The 19,520-nt window shown below is 72.5% G+C and carries 15 protein-coding genes; 3 read left to right on the top strand and 12 right to left on the bottom strand.

From position 1 onward, the window contains the following. Positions 1-31: 31 nt before the first annotated feature. The 4 genes from ACLQ22_RS30215 to ACLQ22_RS30200 are packed head-to-tail and all read right to left on the bottom strand — an operon-like array spanning position 32 to position 3,634. Positions 32-367: a hypothetical protein gene (locus ACLQ22_RS30215; protein WP_425695306.1), complete on the bottom strand. Its 336-nt coding sequence runs from the start codon at positions 365-367 to the stop codon at positions 32-34. A gap of 5 nt (positions 368-372) precedes the next feature. Then, positions 373-1,941, bottom strand: a complete 1,569-nt coding sequence (locus ACLQ22_RS30210) for a fatty acid--CoA ligase (protein ID WP_425695305.1) — start codon at positions 1,939-1,941, stop codon at positions 373-375. 36 nt (positions 1,942-1,977) lie between these two features. After that, positions 1,978-2,550 carry an FcoT family thioesterase gene (locus ACLQ22_RS30205; RefSeq protein WP_425695304.1) on the bottom strand — a complete coding sequence of 191 codons (573 nt, stop codon included), beginning with the start codon at positions 2,548-2,550 and terminating at the stop codon, positions 1,978-1,980. A 55-nt stretch (positions 2,551-2,605) separates the two neighbouring features. Further along, positions 2,606-3,634, bottom strand: a complete 1,029-nt coding sequence (locus tag ACLQ22_RS30200; RefSeq protein WP_121396250.1) for an AfsR/SARP family transcriptional regulator — start codon at positions 3,632-3,634, stop codon at positions 2,606-2,608. A gap of 292 nt (positions 3,635-3,926) precedes the next feature. On the opposite strand from ACLQ22_RS30200, the gene ACLQ22_RS30195 reads away from it, so the two are divergent. From ACLQ22_RS30195 to ACLQ22_RS30185, 3 genes are all read left to right on the top strand, one after another. After that, positions 3,927-6,233 (top strand): TOMM precursor leader peptide-binding protein, encoded by a 2,307-nt coding sequence (locus tag ACLQ22_RS30195; protein ID WP_425695303.1) that lies wholly within the window; start codon positions 3,927-3,929, stop codon positions 6,231-6,233. Positions 6,234-6,275: 42 nt separating this feature from the next. Further along, a complete protein-coding gene (locus tag ACLQ22_RS30190) occupies positions 6,276-7,745 on the top strand; it encodes a SagB family peptide dehydrogenase (RefSeq protein WP_425695302.1) in 1,470 nt (489 codons plus the stop codon). Positions 7,746-7,882: 137 nt separating this feature from the next. Beyond that, positions 7,883-8,479, top strand: a complete 597-nt coding sequence (locus ACLQ22_RS30185) for a response regulator transcription factor (RefSeq protein WP_425695314.1) — start codon at positions 7,883-7,885, stop codon at positions 8,477-8,479. Here ACLQ22_RS30185 and ACLQ22_RS30180 read toward each other — a convergent pair. From ACLQ22_RS30180 to ACLQ22_RS30145, 8 genes are all read right to left on the bottom strand, one after another. Then, positions 8,375-9,574 (bottom strand): histidine kinase, encoded by a 1,200-nt coding sequence (locus ACLQ22_RS30180; RefSeq protein ID WP_425695301.1) that lies wholly within the window; start codon positions 9,572-9,574, stop codon positions 8,375-8,377. The two genes, ACLQ22_RS30185 and ACLQ22_RS30180, sit on opposite strands and share 105 nt — an antisense overlap. Positions 9,575-10,121: 547 nt before the next feature. Continuing rightward, positions 10,122-10,697 (bottom strand): sigma-70 family RNA polymerase sigma factor, encoded by a 576-nt coding sequence (locus ACLQ22_RS30175; RefSeq protein ID WP_425695300.1) that lies wholly within the window; start codon positions 10,695-10,697, stop codon positions 10,122-10,124. A 288-nt stretch (positions 10,698-10,985) separates the two neighbouring features. Beyond that, positions 10,986-11,768 carry an ABC transporter ATP-binding protein gene (locus ACLQ22_RS30170; protein WP_425695299.1) on the bottom strand — a complete coding sequence of 261 codons (783 nt, stop codon included), beginning with the start codon at positions 11,766-11,768 and terminating at the stop codon, positions 10,986-10,988. Further along, positions 11,765-12,865, bottom strand: coding sequence for a FecCD family ABC transporter permease (locus ACLQ22_RS30165; RefSeq protein WP_416612981.1), 1,101 nt, complete (start codon positions 12,863-12,865; stop codon positions 11,765-11,767). Before ACLQ22_RS30165 ends, ACLQ22_RS30170 begins: the two co-directional genes overlap by 4 nt. 5 nt (positions 12,866-12,870) lie before the next feature. Beyond that, positions 12,871-13,899, bottom strand: coding sequence for an ABC transporter substrate-binding protein (locus tag ACLQ22_RS30160; RefSeq protein ID WP_425695298.1), 1,029 nt, complete (start codon positions 13,897-13,899; stop codon positions 12,871-12,873). After that, on the bottom strand, positions 13,896-15,377 hold the full coding sequence (locus tag ACLQ22_RS30155) for an MFS transporter (protein WP_425695297.1): 1,482 nt from the start codon (positions 15,375-15,377) through the stop codon (positions 13,896-13,898). The genes ACLQ22_RS30160 and ACLQ22_RS30155 overlap by 4 nt, the downstream gene beginning before the upstream one ends. Then, positions 15,374-19,207, bottom strand: coding sequence for an amino acid adenylation domain-containing protein (locus ACLQ22_RS30150; protein WP_425695296.1), 3,834 nt, complete (start codon positions 19,205-19,207; stop codon positions 15,374-15,376). The genes ACLQ22_RS30155 and ACLQ22_RS30150 overlap by 4 nt, the downstream gene beginning before the upstream one ends. After that, positions 19,200-19,436: a phosphopantetheine-binding protein gene (locus ACLQ22_RS30145; RefSeq protein WP_121396260.1), complete on the bottom strand. Its 237-nt coding sequence runs from the start codon at positions 19,434-19,436 to the stop codon at positions 19,200-19,202. Before ACLQ22_RS30145 ends, ACLQ22_RS30150 begins: the two co-directional genes overlap by 8 nt. Positions 19,437-19,520 lie beyond the last annotated feature (84 nt).

The raw sequence follows: 19,520 nt of genomic DNA, 5'->3' as shown, positions 1-19,520 counted from the left end.
CTCCAAGAGCGGACCGGTAGGGGATCGTGTGTCAGAGCGGGACGTGCCCGTGCGCGCCACGTCGCCGGACGAGGCCGGCGGCGAGCGCGGACACGGGACGGGCCCGGGTTTCCTCCGGGCGGACGACCTCGTCGACCACGCCGGGGTCGGGTGCGCGGTCGGGGCCGCCCACGACGCGCACGTGGGCTGCGACGCCTCGCGCCACGAGTTCGCGGCGTCCGGTCTCTCCGGGCGCCGCGATCGTCGTGCGGTGGATGGCGGCGACCTCGGCGAGGGCGTCGAGCGGCGTGCCGCCGTGCCGCCGCGCCGGCCCGGGCAGCCGGTACAGCGGGGCACGGGTGTCGCGCCCGATGGTCGCCGCGGTCATCGCGCTCAGCTCACCCTGCGCTCGTGACCCTGCCAGAATCGCTCACGCAGCTCACGGCGCAGGATCTTGCCGCTGGGGTTGCGCGGCACCCGGTCGATGAACTCGTAGTGCAGGGGCTGCTTGAAGGCGGCGAGCTTGCCGCGCAGGTGCAGGGCGAGGTCGCTCTCGGTGAGCTGCTGGCCCTCCACCGGCACCACGAACGCGTGCACGGCCTCGCCCCAGCGCTCGTCGGGCACGCCCACGACCGCCGACTCGGCGACCAGCGGGTGGCGTCCGATGACGTGCTCGACCTCCGCGGGGTAGACGTTCTCCCCCGCCACGATGATCATGTCCTTGATCCGGTCCCGGATGAACAGGTAGCCGTCCTCGTCCAGCACGCCGGCGTCCCCGGTCACGACCCAGCCGTCGACAAGCGTCTTCGCCGTGGCCTCGGGCATGTTCCAGTACTCGACCATCGCCGCCGGGGTCCGCAGCCAGACCTCGCCGATCTCGCCGGGCGGCAGCGGCTGGCCCTTGTCGTCGGCGATCTTGACCTCGAAACCCGGGTAGGGACGCCCCGCCGCCTGCATCCTGCCGCTGTCCGGCGTGTGGTCGGCCGGGGGCAGGCAGATGGCCGTGTTGCCGGTCTCGGTCAGCCCGTAGATCTGGGCGAACTCGCAGCCGAAGCCCTCGACGCAGCGGGCCAGCAGCGCCGCCGAGATGGGCGCGCCGCCGTAGATCACCTTGCGGAGCGAGGTGAAGTCCTCCCTCGACACGCCGGGCTCCGCCAGCAGCAGCCGCAGCATCGCGGGCACCAGGCAGGCGGTGGTGACGCGCAGCGTCCTGATCAGTTCGACCGCGCCCGCCGTGGTGAACTCGCGCATCACCACGTTCGTCACGCCCGACACGAAGCCCTGCGTCGCCCACCACAGGCCGCCGATGTGGAAACCGGCCATGCCGACGAGGCTGACGTCGCCCTCGCGCCAGTCGATCCAGTCCAGCTCCGCCGAGGCGAGGGCCTGGCGGACCGCGAAGAAGCTGCGGTGCGCGAGGACGACGCCCTTCGGCAGCCCGGTCGTGCCACTGGTGTACATCTGCACCAGCGGCGTGTCGGGGGTGACCCTGGCCAGCACGTTCGCGTCCGGCTGCGCCGAGACCCAGGCGGTGAAGCCGGCGCCGGCGGCACCCGGCTCGTCGAGCCCGACCACCCCGGTCAGCGTCGGCAGTTCCGCCGCCAGCTTCTCGGCGGTGGCGGCCGAGTCGGAGTCGACGAAGAGCAGGGCGGCACCGGAGTCGCGCAGGATGTGCTCGACCTCGCCGGCGGCCAGCCGCCAGTTGATCGGCACCAGCACCACGCCCGTCTTGGCGGCGCCGAAGAGCAGCTCGTAGTAGTGCTCGGACTCCCTGCCCAGGTAGGCGATGCGGTCGCCGGGGCGCAGGCCCGCCGCCTGGAGGCCGCGCGCGACCTGGTTGCTGACGCGGTGCAGGGTGGCGTAGTCGACGCGCCGGCCCTCGCAGACCATGGCGACGACGTCCGGCTGCTGGACGGCGTGCCTGCGCACCACGTCGACGAGGGTGCGCAACTGAACAGTCACCGGGTCCTCCTCAGGGGACGTGCGGGTGGGGGCGGCTCAGGCCGCGTCGGCCTGGAAACGCATGCCGGGCGGGTTGACCAGCGCCATCCGCACCTCGCCGTCGGCGACGCCGCCCTGGGCGTCCCAGAAGCGCCAGGGCATGTCGATGATCTGGACCGGCTTGCTGCGGTTGCGCTCGCTGAACTCGGCGAAGGACACCTCGCCGCGGAACGACGACGAGTCGATCGGCCGGCGGAACCTGCTGGTGAAGTTCGCGATGAGCATGTCCGGCAACTGCTTGGCCCAGTAGTCGTCCATCGTCCACGCGGCCAGCGCGGGAACCGCCCGGTCCTGGACGCACTTGGCGATCAGGTAGTACATGAGCTGGTTGAAGCAGATGTTCACCTCGACCGAGTTGAGGTGACCGGTGTCGTCGATGTAGCACGGGTACGGGATGGCGAACTCGCCCTCCGCGCTCGCCAGCCCGTTGGCGACGGTGACCGTCGCGGACTTCAGGTACTGGGTCTTCGGCCTCGCGTACGGGCGCAGCACGTCCGAAAGCAGTCCCGGGTCGTTGGCAAATGTCGCACGCCCGATAGGCGCACTGTTCTTCACCGGCGATGTGGTCATTGCTATTCCTCCTTTGCGCACGAGTGCGAAATTGAAGGTAATCGCGGCCGGTCCATCACCCGGTAACAGCGGAAGAACTCAGCCGACGCCCCTGGCGGGCCCGACCGACGAGCCGGTCCAGCAGCATGTCGGAGGTGAGCGACAGATCGGCCAGGAGCGGGTCGGTCGACAGCAGCGCCAGGTGCAGCGCCTGGATCCGCTCCGAGGGCTCGATGCCGAGTTCGCCCATCATCCGCCGGCGGAACCGCAGGTAGACCTCCAGCGCCGCCGGCGTGCGGCCCGACCGGTGCAGCGCGAGCATCAGCATCGTGTGCGCCGACTCGTGCAGCGGGTGCTCCACGACCAGCGACGCGAGCTCGGAGGTCGCCTCCCGGTGCCGGCCCAGGCACAGGTCGGCGTCGATCCTGGTGGTGTACGCGTAGAACCGGCGCTCCTCGAGCCGCGCGGCCTGGGCGCGCAGCTGCGGGCCCCACTGCCCCTGGTGCACGACGTTGCCGCGCCAGAGCGCCAGCGCCCGGCGCAGGTGCGCGCCCGCCTGCTCGTAGTCGCCCGCGTGCATCGCCGCGGTGCCCGCCGTGACCAGCTCGTCGAACTCGACGATGTCGAGCTGCTTCGGGTCCACCCGCAGCGTGTAGCCCCCGGAGCAGGTGAGCAGGACGTCGCGCGCGATGTCCTCGACGGAGCCGCCGAGCACGCCGCGGAAGAGCTTGCGCACCTTGAACATGTACGTCTGGAGGGTGGCGTGGGCGGTGCGGGGCGCCCCCGTGCTCCACAGCTCCCGTACGAGCACCGACGCGCCGACCGGCTGGTTCGCGTTGAACAGCAACGCGGACAGGACCAGCCGCAGCTTCGGTGCGCTCGGTGCGATGTCGACCCCGTCGTGCCGGATGACGAGCGGTCCGAGCAGTTCGAACCGCAGTCCGGCGAGCGGGTTTCCCGCCGGGTGCCGCGGCGGCGCGACCGGCGGCGGCTCGGGGCGCCGGATCTCCGTTGCGGGGTCGGCCGCCGACTCCAGCAACGCGGCGAGGAGCGTCAGTTTCTCCTCGTGCGACATCGATCCCAGTTCCGCAAACTTGGTAATCATTTCGCCGACCTCGCTATCAGTCGGATCCACCGCACTTTCCACCGCCGACGAGTGGTGTCGGCGTACTGGTTCCGTGACGGGAGCGACGATTCCGACCAGGGGGAGTCAGGACAGGCTTCCACGCTATTCCAAGTCAAGGTCGAGCCGATAGTGACCGCGTCATGGACGGGCGTGACCAAACGAGGGGGGAGCATGTGACCGCGGCACTTGCCCGCAGCCTGCGCTGCCGCGAGGCTGGCTGGAGGCACGCTGGAGTGTCGCTGGAGCGGCACTGGTCGAGCAGGGAGCAGCCATGTCGGGTGGGGATGCGCAACTGCGCGTCGGGTTCAAGCGGCACCTGCGGGCCCACGTGGTACGCGGTGACGCGGTCTACCTGCTCTCCGAGCGTGGGGCGACCTCGGTCAGCGGGGCGCACGTCGAGGCGCTGGCCCCGCTGCTCGACGGCACCCGGGACCTGACGGAACTCGTCCGCGACAGTCCTGCCGGGATGTCGCCCGCCGAGATCGGCACGGTCGTCCGGCGCCTCGTCGACGCCGGCCTGGTGACGCTGCGGCCCGCGCAGGAGGCGGAGGCCGACGAGCCCGCGCTCGCGTACTGGGAGTCGGCGGGTCTGGACCCCACCGCCGCCGTACGGGCCACCACCGCCGCCCGCGTCGGCCTCGTCCGCGTCGGCGGTCGTGCGGAGGATGCCGGGGCGGCGGAGGCCGCGCTGCGCGCGGCCGGTCTGACGGTGACGCGGGAGTCCGGGAACTTATCGGCCCCGCCGACCGACTTATCGATTGTGCTCTGTGAGGACTACCTCGACGAGGGGTTGGCTGCCGTCGACGCCGCGCATCGCGCCGCACGCCGGCCCTGGCTCCTCGCGAAGCCCGGCGGCGCACAGGTGTGGGTGGGGCCCGTGTTCGACCCCGCCGCCGCGACGGGGTGCTGGCACTGCCTGGGGCACCGGCTGCGCGGCCACCGCCAGGCCGAGACGCGCCTGCGCGCCGTCGTCGGCTCCGACGCGGAGATCAGCACTCCGCCGGTGTCGCTGCCCCCGCTCGGCGCCGCCGCCCTGCACCTGGTGGCGTTGGAGGCCGCGAAGTGGACGGCCGGGCTCCGGCACGACGGGCAGCGCGCGGTGTGGACGCTGGACAGCGTCACGCTGCGCGGCGCCCACCACGAGGTGCGCGCCCGGCCGCAGTGCCCGGAGTGCGGCGACCCCGGCATCGAGCGTGACCGGGCGTTCCGCCCGGTGCCGCTGCGCAGCCGGCCGAAGGCGTCCCGCTCCGGGGGCAGCCACCGGGCCCTGCCGCCGGAGCGGGTGCTGCGCGACTACGGGCACCTGGTGAGCCCGGTCAGCGGCGTGGTCAAGGAGATCACCCGCGACGGGCGGGGCCCGGCCTTCTTCAACTCGTTCCGCTCCGGCCCGAACCTCGCGATGACCACGCGCAGGAACGCCGAGCAGATGCGTTTCGCGCTCCGGGCCGAGAACGGCGGCAAGGGGGTGACCCCCGTGCACGCCGAGGTGAGCGCGCTGTGCGAGGCCATCGAGCGGCACAGCGCCTACTTCCACGGCGACGAGGCCCGGGTGACCGGCAGCTACACCGAGCTGGCCGACACCGCCATCCATCCCGACGACTGCCTGCTGTTCGACGAGCGGCAGTACGCCGACCGCGCCCGCTGGAACGCCACCTGCTCGCCGTTCCAGTACGTGTGCGCGCCGTTCGACGACGCGGCCGTGACGAGCTGGACCCCGGTGTGGTCGCTCACCGAGCAGCGGCACCGCCTGCTGCCCACCTCGATGCTCTACTTCAACGTGCCGGAGCAGCACGGCGGCATGTCGCTGTGCGCGGACTCCAACGGCAACGCCGCCGGCAGCAGTCTGGAGGACGCGCTGCTCCAGGGCCTGCTGGAGGTGGTGGAACGCGACGCGGTGGCCCTCTGGTGGTACAACCGCACCCAGGCCCCCGCCGTGGACCTGGACAGCTTCCGCGACCGCTGGATCGACGAGCTGCGGGAGGTCTACGCGGGCCTGCACCGCGAGGTGTGGGTCCTGGACGTGTCGTCGGACGTCGGGATCCCCACCATGGCCGCGCTGTCCCGGCGCACCGACAAGCGGTGCGAGGACATCATGTTCGGCTTCGGCACCCACCCCGACCCGCGGGCGGCGCTGGTCCGCGCGCTCACCGAGATGAACCAGTTGATGCCGACCGTGGCCGAGGTCGGCGGTGACGACGACGACGGGTACGGCTGGTCCGATCCCGACGCCGTACGGTGGTGGCGCACCGCCACCTGGGCCGGGGACGCCTACCTGCGGCCCGATCCGGCGGTGCCGGCACGCCGGCTCAGCGACTACCGCCACACCCCGACGGATGATCTGCTGTCCGATGTCCGCTCGGTTCAGCACAGGTTGGAGGCGCTGGGACTCGACGTGCTCGTGCTCGACCAGACCCGCCCGGACGTCGGGCTCCCCGTGGTGAAGGCCATCGTGCCGGGGATGCGCGGCTTCTGGGCGAGGTTCGCGCCGGGCAGACTGTTCGACGTCCCGGTGCAGCTCGGCAGGCTCGACCGACCCACGGAGTACGAGAACCTCAACCCGATACCACTTTTCGTGTAGAGCGGGCGCACGTGGCCCGGCCACGCCCGTCGAGGAGCCAGGTTGCCATCCGACGCCGACACGTCCCGCCCCGGACCGAGCCTGTCGCTGTGGTCCTTCCGGGACGACGTGACCATCGAGACGGCTGAGGACGGCAGTCTGACCATCCTCACCCGCTGGGGCGACGTCCCGGTGGGCCGCCCCGCGCCCGCCGTCGAGGAGGTCCTGCACCGCATGACCTACGGGCCGGTCGCGCTCGGCAACGTCGCCGGGCTGGACGGGCGCGTCCTGCGGGCGGTCTTCGACCGGCTGCCCGGCCGGATAGTCCGCTCGCTCGGCTCGCGGGACTCGCCGGTGCCGCTGCTGTCCGTCCAGCCGGTGTCCCCGCTGGGGGTGTTCGAGCTGCCGGAGGTGGCCGAGGACCAACCGGTCAGGCTGTCCCGTTTCGCGTTCGCGCACCAGCGGGACGGCGAGCTGGTGCTCGAGTCCCCGCTGTCGCACCACCGGGTGGTGCTGCACCGGCCGCAGGTGTCGCTGGTGCTCGGCGCGCTTCCCCGCGCGACCACCGTCGTCGAGGTGGCGCGGCGGGTCGGCCTGGCGCTCCCGGGGGTCGCCGACATCGTCGCCTACCTGGTCGGCGCGGGCATGGTCGTCGTCGGTGAGGCCGGCACGTCGCGGTTCCACGAGGACTCCGACCCCACGCTGGCGATGTGGTCGCCGTACGACCTGCTGTTCCACTCGCGCAGCAGGCTCGGCACGCACGACGACCCCGCCGGCGCGACGTTCCGTCACGTCGCGACCCTGCCGCCACCGCCCGCCGTCAAGCCGGCGCCCGCCGGGCCGCGGATCCCGATGTACCGGCCGCCCGTCACGGTTCCGCACGGGATGACGCTCACCGAGGCCCTCGACCGGCGCCGGTCCACCCGCACGTTCGCCGAGGCGGCGCCGTCGACCCGCGAACTCGGGGAGCTGCTGTTCCACGCGGCGAGGGTCCGGATGCAGACGGTGGCCACGGCTCCCGACAACGTGCGGTACACGGTGACGCGGCGGCCGTATCCCAGCGCGGGTTCGCTGTACGAGCTGGAGCTGTACCTGACGGTGGACCGCTGCCCGGACCTGCGGCGGGGGATCTACCACTACAGCCCGGCCGAGCACGCGCTGACCCTCGTCAACGCCAGCCCGGCGGACGTCGACGAACTGCTCGACAACGCCCGCGTCTCCGTCGGGGGCCGGCGGCCCCCGCCGGTGCTGATCACCATGACCGCGCGGGTGGGCCGGCTCTCCTGGGTGTACGACAGCATCTCCTACGCCAGCACCCTGAAGCACGTCGGCATGCTCCAGCAGACGCTCTGCCTCGTCGCCACGATGCTCGGGCTCGCCACGTGCGCGCTCACCATGGGCGACGCCAGGGTTTCCGCATCGGCTTTCGGGCTCGACTGGCCGGCGGAGGTCGGCGTCGGCGAATTTGCCGTCGGACTACCCGAAAACGACATTTCCTGTAACGAGGAGTATCTGGGCGTACACGGAATGTGAATGGGTCGATCGACCGTCGGAAATGGCTTTGCGACACCTCGCGCGCGGGCGCGAAAAGAGCATTCATGATGCGTGCTGGCGCGTGATAGAACGGGGTTAATTGCGCCGGCCCGACAGGGGATGCCAAGTTGATCAAGGTGTTGTTGGCCGAGGACATGCACATGGTCCGAGATGCGCTGGTCGCGTTGCTCAACCTGGAGCCGGACATCGAGGTCGTCGCCGCGGTCGCCTCGGGCACGGAGATCCTGCCCATGGCGCAGCGGTTCCGGCCCGACGTCGCCGTGATCGACATCGACCTGCCGGGCAAGGACGGGCTCTCCGCCATCGCCGACATCCAGGCCCACCTGCCGGAGATCCGCACCCTGGTCCTGACCGCGCTCGGCCGACCGGGCACCCTGCGCCGGGCGTTGTCCGCCAAGGCGACCGGCTTCCTGCTCAAGGACGCCCCGACCGAGCAGCTGGTCGACGCCATCCGCAGCGTCGCCGCCGGCCGTCGGGTCGTCGACAGCCAGCTCGCCATGTCCGCCTGGGACAGCGCCGAGTGCCCGCTCACGGCGCGCGAGACCGAAGTCCTCCGCCTCACGGCGGAGGGACTCCAGGCCGTCGACATCGCGGCGCAGATGTTCCTGTCAGTCGGCACCGTCCGCAACTACCTGACCACGATCGTCAACAAGCTCTCCGCGCGCAACCGCGTCGACGCCATCCGGGTCGCCCGGGAGGCCGGCTGGTTGTGACCGGGTCGCCCCGTGGCGCTCCAGCCGCAGCGGCACCTTGGCGCAGAGCCGGAACTGGTCGGGCTGCTGGTCGACCGTCAGCGAACCGCCGATCTCCTCGGCGCGTACGGACAGGTTGCGCAGCCCGTTGCGACCGCTGCCCGGGTCCCGCGGCGGGCCGACGGCCAGGTCGTCGTTCACGATCTCGATCCAGGCGTCGTCCTGCGTCTGCCGGATGGTGATGTCGCAGCGCTTGGCCTTGCTGTGCCGCAGGATGTTGGTCACCCCCTCCCGCAGCACCGTGGCGAGCACCGTGCTCACCTGGACCGGCAGGTCCAGGTGGTCGCTGTCCAGCCGCACCTGGATGTCCGCGGCGGACAGCACGGACACGGCTGAGCGGCACTCCTCCTCCAGCGACAACTCGCGGTAGCCGCTGGCGACGGTCCGCGCGTCGGAGAGGGCGACCCGCGATATCTCCAGGATCTCCAGCAGCTGGTCGCTCGCCTCCTGCGGTGACTTCTCCATCAGCCGGTGCACCAGCTCGATCTTGAGCGAGATGGCAGACAGGCTGTAGCCGAGCAGGTCGTGCAGGTCGCGGGCGAACCGCAGCCGCTCCCGCAGCACCGCCATGCGCGCGATCTCCGCGCGGCTCTCCTGCACCTCGACGACGAGGGCGGTCAGCCGGGACAGCCCGTACACCACGAGCCCCGTCGTGACGGTGGAGATCGCGGTGTAGAGCATGTCGATCGGCGCCTGGGTGAAGAGCCACTGGGCGACGGCCATCGAGGCGACGATGAGGGCGAAGGTCACCCACGCCGTTACCGCCCGCAGCACGAGCAGCACGCTGCCGGCCAGGAAGCCCGGCATGCCGACCCACGCCTGGCCGAAGGTCAGGATCGGCAGGTAGACCAGCGCGGCCTGGGTGGCGAGGACGCCGTAGCCCAGCGGCGTACGCAGGCGCCCGTTGTCCCGGCCATACCACAGCAACTGCATCGCCATCAGCACGGCGATGCAGGTGAACGACAGCGCGATCGCGACCGGACCGACCGGCAGGAACATGACGTGGAGAAAGCCGATGAGACTGATGCTTGCGAAGACGGCGGTGACGACGCCCATCGCGAGCCGGGGCGCCGGCAGCGGCGCGACCTCTCGCGATGATGAGCGCCCTGGTGTGACGGAGAGGTTCACGGCAGCAGCGCTCTCGTTTGCTCTAGCGCAGCCGGCGTACGCCCAGAGGCCAACTCGCCCCGCACCCGGTGTGGCCGGCCCCCCGGCGGCCACGATGCCCGCTGACGGGCGACGATCCAACAACCACGACACACTCTCCCCAGCGATCGACCCGACGACGGGAATGGTCACGTCGACCCGCGTAGGAACCCGGTGCGGCCGATCGGACGCCGACAGGCGCCGCAGCCCACAGAGTTGTTACGCAACGCAAACGTTTTTGACGGATTCCCGGCCCCGAATTGCGATGTGCCCCTACGGACACCTTCCCCCTTGAGGGTCGACCTTTCCACAAAAAAATGACGGCCGTCAAGCCGTCCGCCCCTGGCCACCGCAGCGCGAAAGGGTCCTAATCGATGCTAGGGAACATTTGCCACCGTCACGTCATATCCTCTAGTAGGGACATTTGACGCGGGGGCCGCCGGGCGGCGGCGAGGGCCTACCGGGGCAGCGCCGGAAGCCGCCGCGGGGCCGGCGCCAGGACCGACACGAGGTCGCGGCGGGCCCGCGCGACGCGGGAGCGGATCGTGCCGACGGGACAGCCGCACAACTCGGCCGCCTCCGCGTACCCGAGGCCGACGACCTGGGTGAGCACGAACGCGGCGCGGCGGGCCGCGGGCAGCGTGCGTACCGCCAGGTTGAGCGCGACCGTGTCGTCCACGCCGGGCAGGTGGTGGGCCCCCGAGCGCTCCGCGGTGGCCTGCCAGTCCTGGTCGGACACGATCCGGGGCCGGCTCGCGGCGGCGCGGAAGTGGTCGGCGGCCACGTGCCGCGCGATGGCCAGCAGCCAGGACCGCGCGTGGTGGCGACCGGTGAACAGGTGCGCGCTGCCCAGCGCGCGGACGAACGTCTCCTGCGTCAGGTCCTCGGCGTCGGCGTGCCCCACCAGGTAGACCAGGAACCGCCAGACGTCCCGCTGCGTGCTGCGGACGAGACGATCCGCCGCGGAACGGTCGCCGCGCCCGACGGCCAGGACCAGTGCCGTGACCGCGCCTTCTCCCAGTGACTCCGACATGAATTCACGGTAATCGTACGGAATGCCGAGAAGAACGGACTCCAGTGGCGGTCCAGCCGGCCTCATCGCCGGGAACCAGAATTCGATGGAACCGTTCGGCCAGCGTGTCGGGCGTCCCGGGGACCGCGCGGCGCCGCGGCTGGCGCGCGGACGCGGGGAACCCGGCGACGGGTCCGCCGACGGGCGCAAGCCCGGCGAGGGCCGTGCGCCCAGGGCGCGCCGGCCGCCCGGCGAGGCGCCGCCCGGCCGGGCCCGGCCGGGCGGCGGGCACGTCCGCCGCACCCCGACTCAGCCGCCGGTCCTGGCCAGCGGCCGGGCGCCGTACGTGACGCGGACGACCCCGTCGTCGTGCCGTTCCGTCTCGGCGGTGACCCCGAAGACCCCGGACAGCACCTGGGGCGTGAGCGCCTCCAGCACCGGCCCCGACGCGACCACCTCCCCGCGGTCCAGCACGACGAGGCGGTCGCAGCTGCGCACCGCGAGGTCCAGGTCGTGCAGCACCGCCAGCGTGGTGACGGCCAGCGTGTGCACCAGTTCCAACAGCTCGAACCGGGCCCGGATGTCCAGGTGGTTGGTCGGCTCGTCGAGCACCAGGAGCTGCGGCTGCTGCGCCAGCGCCCGGGCGAGCAGCACCCGCTGCCGCTCACCGCCGGACAGCGAGCCGTAGATCCGTTCCGCGTGCCCCAGCATGCCGGTGCGCTCCAGCGCGTCGACGACGATGTCGTGGTCGTCGGCCGTCTCGCGGTCGAAGACCCCCTTGTGCGGCGTCCGGCCCAGCGCGGCGACCTCCCGCACGGTCAGGCCCGGCGGGGTGGGGCTGTTCTGCAACACGGCGGCGGTCCGCCGCGCTGCCGCCCGCGCCGACAGCGACCAGACGTCCTCGTCGCCGAGCAGCACCTGCCCGCCGGCGGGCCGGACCGACCGGTAGATGGTCCGCAGGAGCGTGGACTTGCCGCTGCCGTTGGGGCCGATCAGGCCGACGACCTCGCCGGGCGCCACCTCCATGCTGACGTCGCGGAGGATCGGCGTGCCGCCGATGGAGACGCACACCTGCTGCACCTGAAGCTTCATGAGTGGGACAGGCTCCTATCCCGGCGCATCAGCCAGATGAAGAACGGTGCGCCGAAGAGGGCGGTCAGGATGTTGAGGGGCAACTCGTTCGGCGGGTCGACCGTCCGGCACAGCAGGTCGACGATCACGAGGTAGACCGCGCCGACGAGGGCCGCGAGGGGCAGCACCCGGCGGTGGTCCACGCCGAACGCGAGCCGCACCAGGTGGGGCACCATCAGCCCGACGAAGCCGATGCCGCCGGCCACGGCGATGAGCACGCCCGCGAGCAGCGACGTCAGGACGATCGAGACGATCCGCAGTCGCTTGACGTCGATCCCGAGGGCGGTCGCCGACTCGTCGCCCGTGACCAGCGCGTTGAACTGCCGGGCGTACAGGGTCAGCAGCACGGTCACCGCGAGGACGACCACGCCCGCGACCTGGAGCTGCTCCCAGCGGGCGCCCGCGACGCTGCCGAGCAGCCAGAACATGATCTGACGCATGTTGTTGGGCGTCGTCTGCAACTGGAGCAGGCTCGTGATCGAGGTGAACACGTAACTGATCGCGACCCCCGCGAGCACGAGCCGGACCGGGTTGAGCCGGCCGTGCTGCTGCCCGAGGGTGAAGACCAGCGCCACCGCCAGCATCGCGCCGACGAACGCCGCGCCCGACACCCCGAGTCCGCCGGCCGCGCCCGCGCCCAGCGCCATCACGGTGACGGCGCCGACCGAGCCGCCCGCCGACACCCCGAGGATGAAGGGATCGGCGAGCGGGTTGGCCACGAGGGCCTGCAGCACGACGCCCGCGACCGCGAGCCCGGCGCCGCACAGCGCGGCCAGCAGCACCCGTGGGATCCGGAAGGTCCAGACGATCTGGTCGTGGGCCGGATCGACGGCGGGGGTCGCCCCGGTCAGGTGCGCCCAGACGATCCGGCCGGTGTCCCCGATGGAGACCGGCACCGAGCCGACGGCCGCCGCGACGAGGATCAGGACGACCAGCAGTACGCCGAGCACGAGCAGGCACAGCGGGAGGGGCGCGCCGTGCAGTGGGGCGGGCCGGGTGGTGCTGCGCTTCGGCGCGGCCGACACCCGGCCGTTCGTGGAACGCGACAAGGTGGTCATGGCGCTCAGAACGCCTCGGGGTGCGCGGCCTGCGCGATCTTGGAGACCGCGAGGTGGTTGCTGGGGCCGAGGTAGATCGAGTCGGACAACACGACGTAGCGGTTGTTCTTCGCCGCGTCCCACTGCGGGAACTGGGCGAGCAGCTTCTTCGCGTCCGCGTCCGGATCCTTCGACATGTAGTTCACGACGAGCAGGACGTCCACGTCGGCCTTGGCGACCTGCTCGCGGGAGAGGTTGGCGAACATCTGGTCGGTGGCGCCCTCGAAGGCGTTCACCGCACCCGACTTGGCCATGATGTCGTTCCAGATCCCGTTGCCGCCGACGGAGCTGAACTCCCCGCCCATCGCCATGCCGGGGATGATCAGCATGACCTTCTGCTTCGGCAGGTTCGCGGTCTTCGCCCCGACGGCGGCGATCTGCGCCTTGGAGTCGGCGATGATCTTCTCGGCGCGCTCGGACACCCCGAAGATGGCGCCGAGGTCGCGCAGCAGCGCGTAGCTGTCCTCGACGGTCGGCGTGCCGGAGACCGTGCCGACCTCGCCGCACGAGCTCTTCGGGGCGTACGTGTTGGCCCCGACGGCCGCGAGGTCGTCGCGGGTGGCGAAGCCCGCCTCGGCGCGGAAGCCCCCGTCGTAGGTGGAGATCACGAAGTCGGGCGTCAGCCCGATCATGGCCTCGCGCGGGATGTCCGACATGTCGTTGAGCTTGATGTTCCCCGTCGGCAGCTTCTTGATCGCGTCGACCCGGCCGTCGACCTCGGAGGCGCCGTAGGACTGCGCGTTGGCGACGATCCGGTCGGCGACGCCGAGTTCCAGCAGCGCGGAGACCTCCGCGACCGACCCGCCGTTCATCACGACCACGCGGCTCGGCGCCTGCTGGTAGGTGTACTTCTTGCCGCAGTTGGTGATCGTCACCGGGTAGCCCGCCTTCGGCGGGTCGTTCGGCTGGTCGGCCTCGCTCCTGGCCGCCGTGCAGGCCGTCGTGAGCAGCAGGGCGGCGACGGCCGCCGCGAGGGGGAAACGCTTGAGATTCATCCGGTCCTCCGAACGGTTGACGTGGCGACGGGCGACGGCGCCGCCGCCGCTTCCGGTTCCGCTGCCTTGGCCGCGGACCCGGGCAGGTGGTGCAGACGGACACTGACCAGGCCGGCGCAGGTCGCGGAGGCCGCGAGCAGGAGCGCGGTGACCGCGAAGGCCGTCGCGTGGTCGGCGAAGGGCACGTCGGGGTCGCCGGGCGTCGCGCCGAGCACGGTGCGGTAGCAGACCCCCGCGACGGCGACCCCGAGCGCCAGGCCGAACTGCGTCACGGTGGTCGCCATGCCGGACGCCGCGCCCGCCTCGGCGGGCCGGACCCGGCCGAGGATCCCGGCCACCAGGGGTGAGACGACCAGGCCCTGCCCGAAGCCGGCCAGCGTGACCACCGCGACGAGCATCGGTGCCTGCGCGGACTCGGGAGCCTGGACGACCCCCGCGCTCGCCAGCAGGACGGCGGCCAGCAGGCCGCAGCCCCAGACCGGGGTCGGTGTCGTCACGAGGCGCCCCACCCGCCGGTTCGCCGCCGAGCCCAGCGAGAAGCCGATCCCGAGCGGCACGAACATCAGCGCCGCGGTGAGCGGCGTGAAGCGCAGCCCGGTCTGCAGGTAGTAGGTGAACACGAGGAAGAGCCCCGAGTTCGTGGCGAACAGCGCCAGCACGGTCAGCAGGGACAGCCGCATCCCGGGGGCGGTGACGACCCGCGGCGGGAACAGCGGGTTGCCGCCCTCGCGGTGCAGGCGCCGCTGCTGGTTCACGAGCACGACGGCCACGGCGAGCGCGACCGGCACCCCGAGCCACAGCCACGCCGGGCCGCCCGGCCCGAAGACCAGGGGCACGAGCAGGGCGGGCGCCGCCACGATGGTGAGCGCCGCGCCCGCGAGGTCGAGCCGCTGCGAAGCCTTCGGCACGGTACGCGGCAGGATCCCGCCCAGCGCCAGGATCGCGATCCCGACGGGCACGTTGACGAGCAGCGCCGGCCGCCAGCCGAGGCCGAGGATGTCGGCCTCGACGATGAGGCCGCCGCCCGCGATGCCGCTGATCACGCCCAGGCCGATGACGACGCCGTAGACGCTGATGGCCCGCGCGAGCCGGTCCGGGTCCTGCACGGTGGCCCGGATGATCGCGAGCACCTGGGGCGCCATGAACGCCGCCGTGGCGCCCTGCAGGAACCGGGCCACGATGAGCAGGTCGGCGTCCGGTGCGATGCCGCACAGGAGCGAGGTGAGCGTGAAGCCGGCGACACCCCAGAGGAACACGGTGCGCTGCCCCACCCGGTCGCCGAGCCGCGCGCCGGTGACCATCAGGGCCCCGAACGCGATCACGTACGCCGCGCCGACGAACTGGATCTGGTCGAAGCCCGCGTCGAGGTCGCGCTGGATGGACGGGCTGGCCACGTTGACGACGAACCCGTCCACCTGGGTCATGAACGTCGCGGCCAGGACCGCGCCGAGTCCGAGCCACTCACGTCGTTCGCTCATGCTGCCCTCCGAAGGTCGCCGACTGGTGGGAGTACGGCGCCGACCCGCGCCAGGGGACCGGCGGCGAGCATGCCGTCGTGGGTGCAGTCGAGCCGGTGCACGTCGATGCGCCCGTCGACGTGTGGCTCCCAGCTCTGCGGACCGGGCCAGTCCGGTGTCTTGCCGTCGGTCGCCTCGATCACCAGCACGTCGCCGCGCAGGCGCCGGGGCGTCCAGCCGGCGGCCAGCCGCGAGTTGCGCGCGAAGGCGTCGTACGCGAGGCGACGCTGCGCCTCGTCGAGGCCGCCGAGCACGGCCTGGCCGAGCACCGCGGCGGCGGCGTCGTGCTCGCCGGGCGGCGGCAGCTCCCGCCAGGCGGCCGGGACCGGGAACGAGTCGAGCAGCGCGAGCAGGGCCACCGGTTCGCCGGACTCCGCGAGCTGCGTGGCCATCTCGTGGGCCACCAGGCCGCCGAACGACGCGCCGAGCAGGTGGTAGGGCCCGGCGGGCTGGATCTCACGGATGCGGCGTACGTGGTCGACGGCCAGGTCGGCGACGCTGGCGCAGTCCGTGGCGGCGACCGACTGGAGCCCGTACAGCGGGCGGTCGGGCAGGCTCGCCAGCAGCGCGGCGTACGACCACGCCAGCCCGGTCGCCGGCGCGACGCAGAACAGCGGCGGCCCGCTCCCCCGCGTCCGCAACGGGAGCAGCACCTCGGTGGAGCCACCGCCGGTGTCCGTGGCGAGCGCCGGCGCGAGCTTCGCGACGGTCGGCGCCTCGAACACCGTCCGGATGCTGATCTCCGCGCCGAACTCCGCGCGTACCCGGCCCATCAGCCGGGCGACGAGCAGGGAGTGCCCGCCGAGCGAGAAGAAGTCGTCGTCGATGCCGACCTCGGGCAGACCGAGCAGCTCGGCGAAGAGACCGCACAGGACCGCCTCGCGGTGGTCGCGCGGCGCGCGACCGCCGACCGTAGCGGTCAGGTCCGGCGCGGGCAGGGCCGCGCGGTCGAGCTTGCCGTTCGTGGTACGCGGGATCGCCTCCAGCGCGACGAACGCGGGCGGCACCATGTAGTCGGGCAGCCGCTCCGCCACGAACTGCCGCAGCGCGGCGGGCTCCGGCGCGGAGTCGCCCGCCGGCACGACGTAGCCGACGAGCCGCACCTGACCGGGCGCGTCCTCGCGGGGCACCACCGCCGCCTGGGCGACCGCGGGGTGGGCGAGCAGGACCGCCTCGATCTCCCCCGGTTCGATGCGGAAGCCACGGATCTTGACCTGGTCGTCCGCGCGGCCGAGGAACTCCAGGGTGCCGTCGCGCCGCCAGCGGGCCAGGTCGCCGGTGCGGTACATCCGACCGCCCGGGGGCCCGAAGGGGTCCTCCACGAACCGCTCCGCGGTCTGCTCGGGGCGGTCGTGGTAGCCGCGGGCGACCGGCGCCCCGGCGAAGTACAGCTCGCCCACCGTGCCGGGCGGCACGAGCCTGCGCGCCGGGTCCAGCACGTACGCCCTGGTGTTGGTGAGCGGCCGGCCCACGATCGGCTCGGCGCTCTCCGCGAGCCGGCACCAGAGGGTGTCGACCGTGCACTCGGTGGGGCCGTACAGGTTGTAGACGGTCATGCCGGCGTCGCGCAGGGCCGTCCAGAGCGCGGGGCCGGTGGCCTCGCCGCCGAGCGCGAGCACGGCGGGCCGGTGCCGGCCGGCGTCGAGGAACCCGTTCGCCACCAACTCCTCGGCGTACGTGGGGGTGATGTCCATGAAGTCGATCGCGTGCCGGTCGACGTAGTCGAGCATCGCGGCCGGGTCCCGACGCCGGTCGTCGTCGACGAAGTGCAGCTCGTGGCCGTCGAGCAGCCACAGCAGCCCCTCCCACGACGTGTCGAACGACAGCGACGCGGACAGCACGGCCCGGCACACCCGACCGCCGGCCGCCGGCCGGATCATCGTGTCGCGGTGGTGGTGGAAGAGGTTGACCAGCCCACGGTGCTCGACCACGACGCCCTTCGGCACCCCCGTGGAGCCGGACGTGTAGATGAGGCAGGCCGCGTGCTCCGGCGCGAGGCCGGCGTCCGGTACGGGCACGTCGGGCGCCTCGGCCAGCTCCGCGACGGTCGCGGGGTCGTCCACGAGCAGGACCGGGACCTCCGACTGCCGGTGGCCGGCCCACAGCGCCCCGGTGGCGAGCAGCACGACGGGTGCGCTGTCGGCGAGCATCGCCGCGACCCGCCGGGCGGGCAGGTCCGGGTCGACGGGCACGTACGCGGCGCCGGCCTTGAGCACGGCGAGCAGCGCCACGATCGCCTCCGAGGTGCGGGGCAGCAGGAGCCCCACGTGCCGGTCGGGGCCCGCCCCCCGGGCGACGAGCAGGTGGGCGAGGCGGTCGGCGCGGCGGTCGAGTTCGGCGAAGGTCAGCGTGGCGTCGCCGGCCACCAGCGCCGTACGGTCCGGCGTCGCGGCGGCCTGCGCCGCGAACAGCGCGGGCACGGTGACCGCCGGCAGGGGCCGGGCCGTGTCGTTCCACTCCTGGAGCAGCAGCCGGCGCTCGCCGTCGAGGAGCAGGTCGACGTCGGCGACCGGAGTGTCGGCGGCGTCGGTCACGCGGCGCAGGAAGGCCAGGAACCGGGTCAGGTGACCGGTGAGTTCCTCGTCGTCGTAGCAGTTCGGGTTGGCGTCGAGGACGATCCGCAGCCCGCTGCCGTCGGCCCGGTCGTACACGTGGACCACCAGGTCCTCGACGAGCCCGGCGCTGACGTTGTGCACGACGCCCCGGTGCCCGGCGAAGCTCAGGCCGTAGTCGAACGGCATGATGTTGACCGACGGGCCGAACAGCTTGCGCTCGCTGGCGACCATCCGCAGGTCGCGGCGCAGCTGCTCGTACCGGTAGCGCAGGTGCGGGCGCCCGGCCCGCAGCTCCGCGGCGACCTGCGCGGTGAGGCCTGCCAGCGTGGCGGTGGGCTCGACACGGACCCACAGCGGCACGACGTTGGTGACCATGCACGGCACCCGCAGCGACACCGAACCGAGCCGCGACATGACCGGCAGCGCGAGCGTCAGCTCGTCCGCGCCGGTCATCCGGTGCAGGTACGCCGCGAAGGCTGCGATGACGGTCTCGCTCCACGTGGTCGCGGTGGCCTTGGCGACCGCCTTCAGCGCGTCGATGCCGGCGGCGTCGAGGTCGGCGGTGGCGCGGACCACCGTCCGCGCCAGCTTCCCCGTGCGGCGGGCGAGCACCACCGGCGCCGGCCTGCCCTGCGCCCGGGACGTCCAGTGCTCGCGCGCGGCGGCGTACCGGTCCGAGTCGGCGTAGGCCCGGTCCTCGTCGACCACGGCGGACAGCGACCCGAACGTGCGGGGCGGTGGTTCCCGCCCCTCGACGAGGGCGGTGTAGAGCTCGGCCACCCGGCGGGCGACCAGCGACAGCCCGTACCCGTCCAGGGCGATGTGGTGGACACGCTGGTACCACAGGAGGTGGTCCGGGCCGAGCCGGAGGAACGCCTGCCGGAACAGCGGGTCCTTGCGGAGGTCGACGGGGTTGTCGAGGTCCGCGCGCATCCAGGCCGTCGCGGCGGCGAGCGGATCCGCCTCGGCGCTGGTGTCGACCAGGTGCAGGGGCCACGATCCGTGGTTCTCGCGGGGACGCTGCCACGGGCGGCCGTCGGCGTCCTCCTCGAACACGACGTTGAGCGCCTCGGCCTCGCCGACCGCCCCGCGCACCGCCGCCTCCAGCAGCCGCACGTCGACCGGGCCGCGGATCTCCACGTACTCGGCGGTGTTGAAGGCGGGACTGTCCGGGTCGAACTGCTGACCGGTCCAGATCCCCTCCTGGGCGGCGCCCAACGGCAGCGGCTCAGTCATCCCGGCCCACCAGCAGCTTCACCCAGTGCTCCACCGTCGGCCGCTCGGCCAGGTCGACGAAACTGACCCGGGCCCCGGCGTCGCGCCACCGTTCGATGAGCGTCATCAACCGCACCGAGTCCAGGCCGCAGTCGAACAGGTCCTCCGTGTCGAAGCTCTCGTCCGGGCGACGGTGGAGCATCTCGGCGACGTCCGCCCGGATCGTCGCCGCCGTCAACTGGTCTGCCACGTCATGCCTCTCGACCTCGTGCGATGTGGACACCGGTGGGATCCGACGGTCGACACCGCCGGATCCCACCGCGGATCGAACGTC

The organism is Micromonospora sp. DT178 (genome assembly GCF_049841695.1).
Lineage (GTDB): Bacteria > Actinomycetota > Actinomycetes > Mycobacteriales > Micromonosporaceae > Micromonospora.
This window is presented reverse-complemented; position numbering and strand designations above follow the sequence as displayed.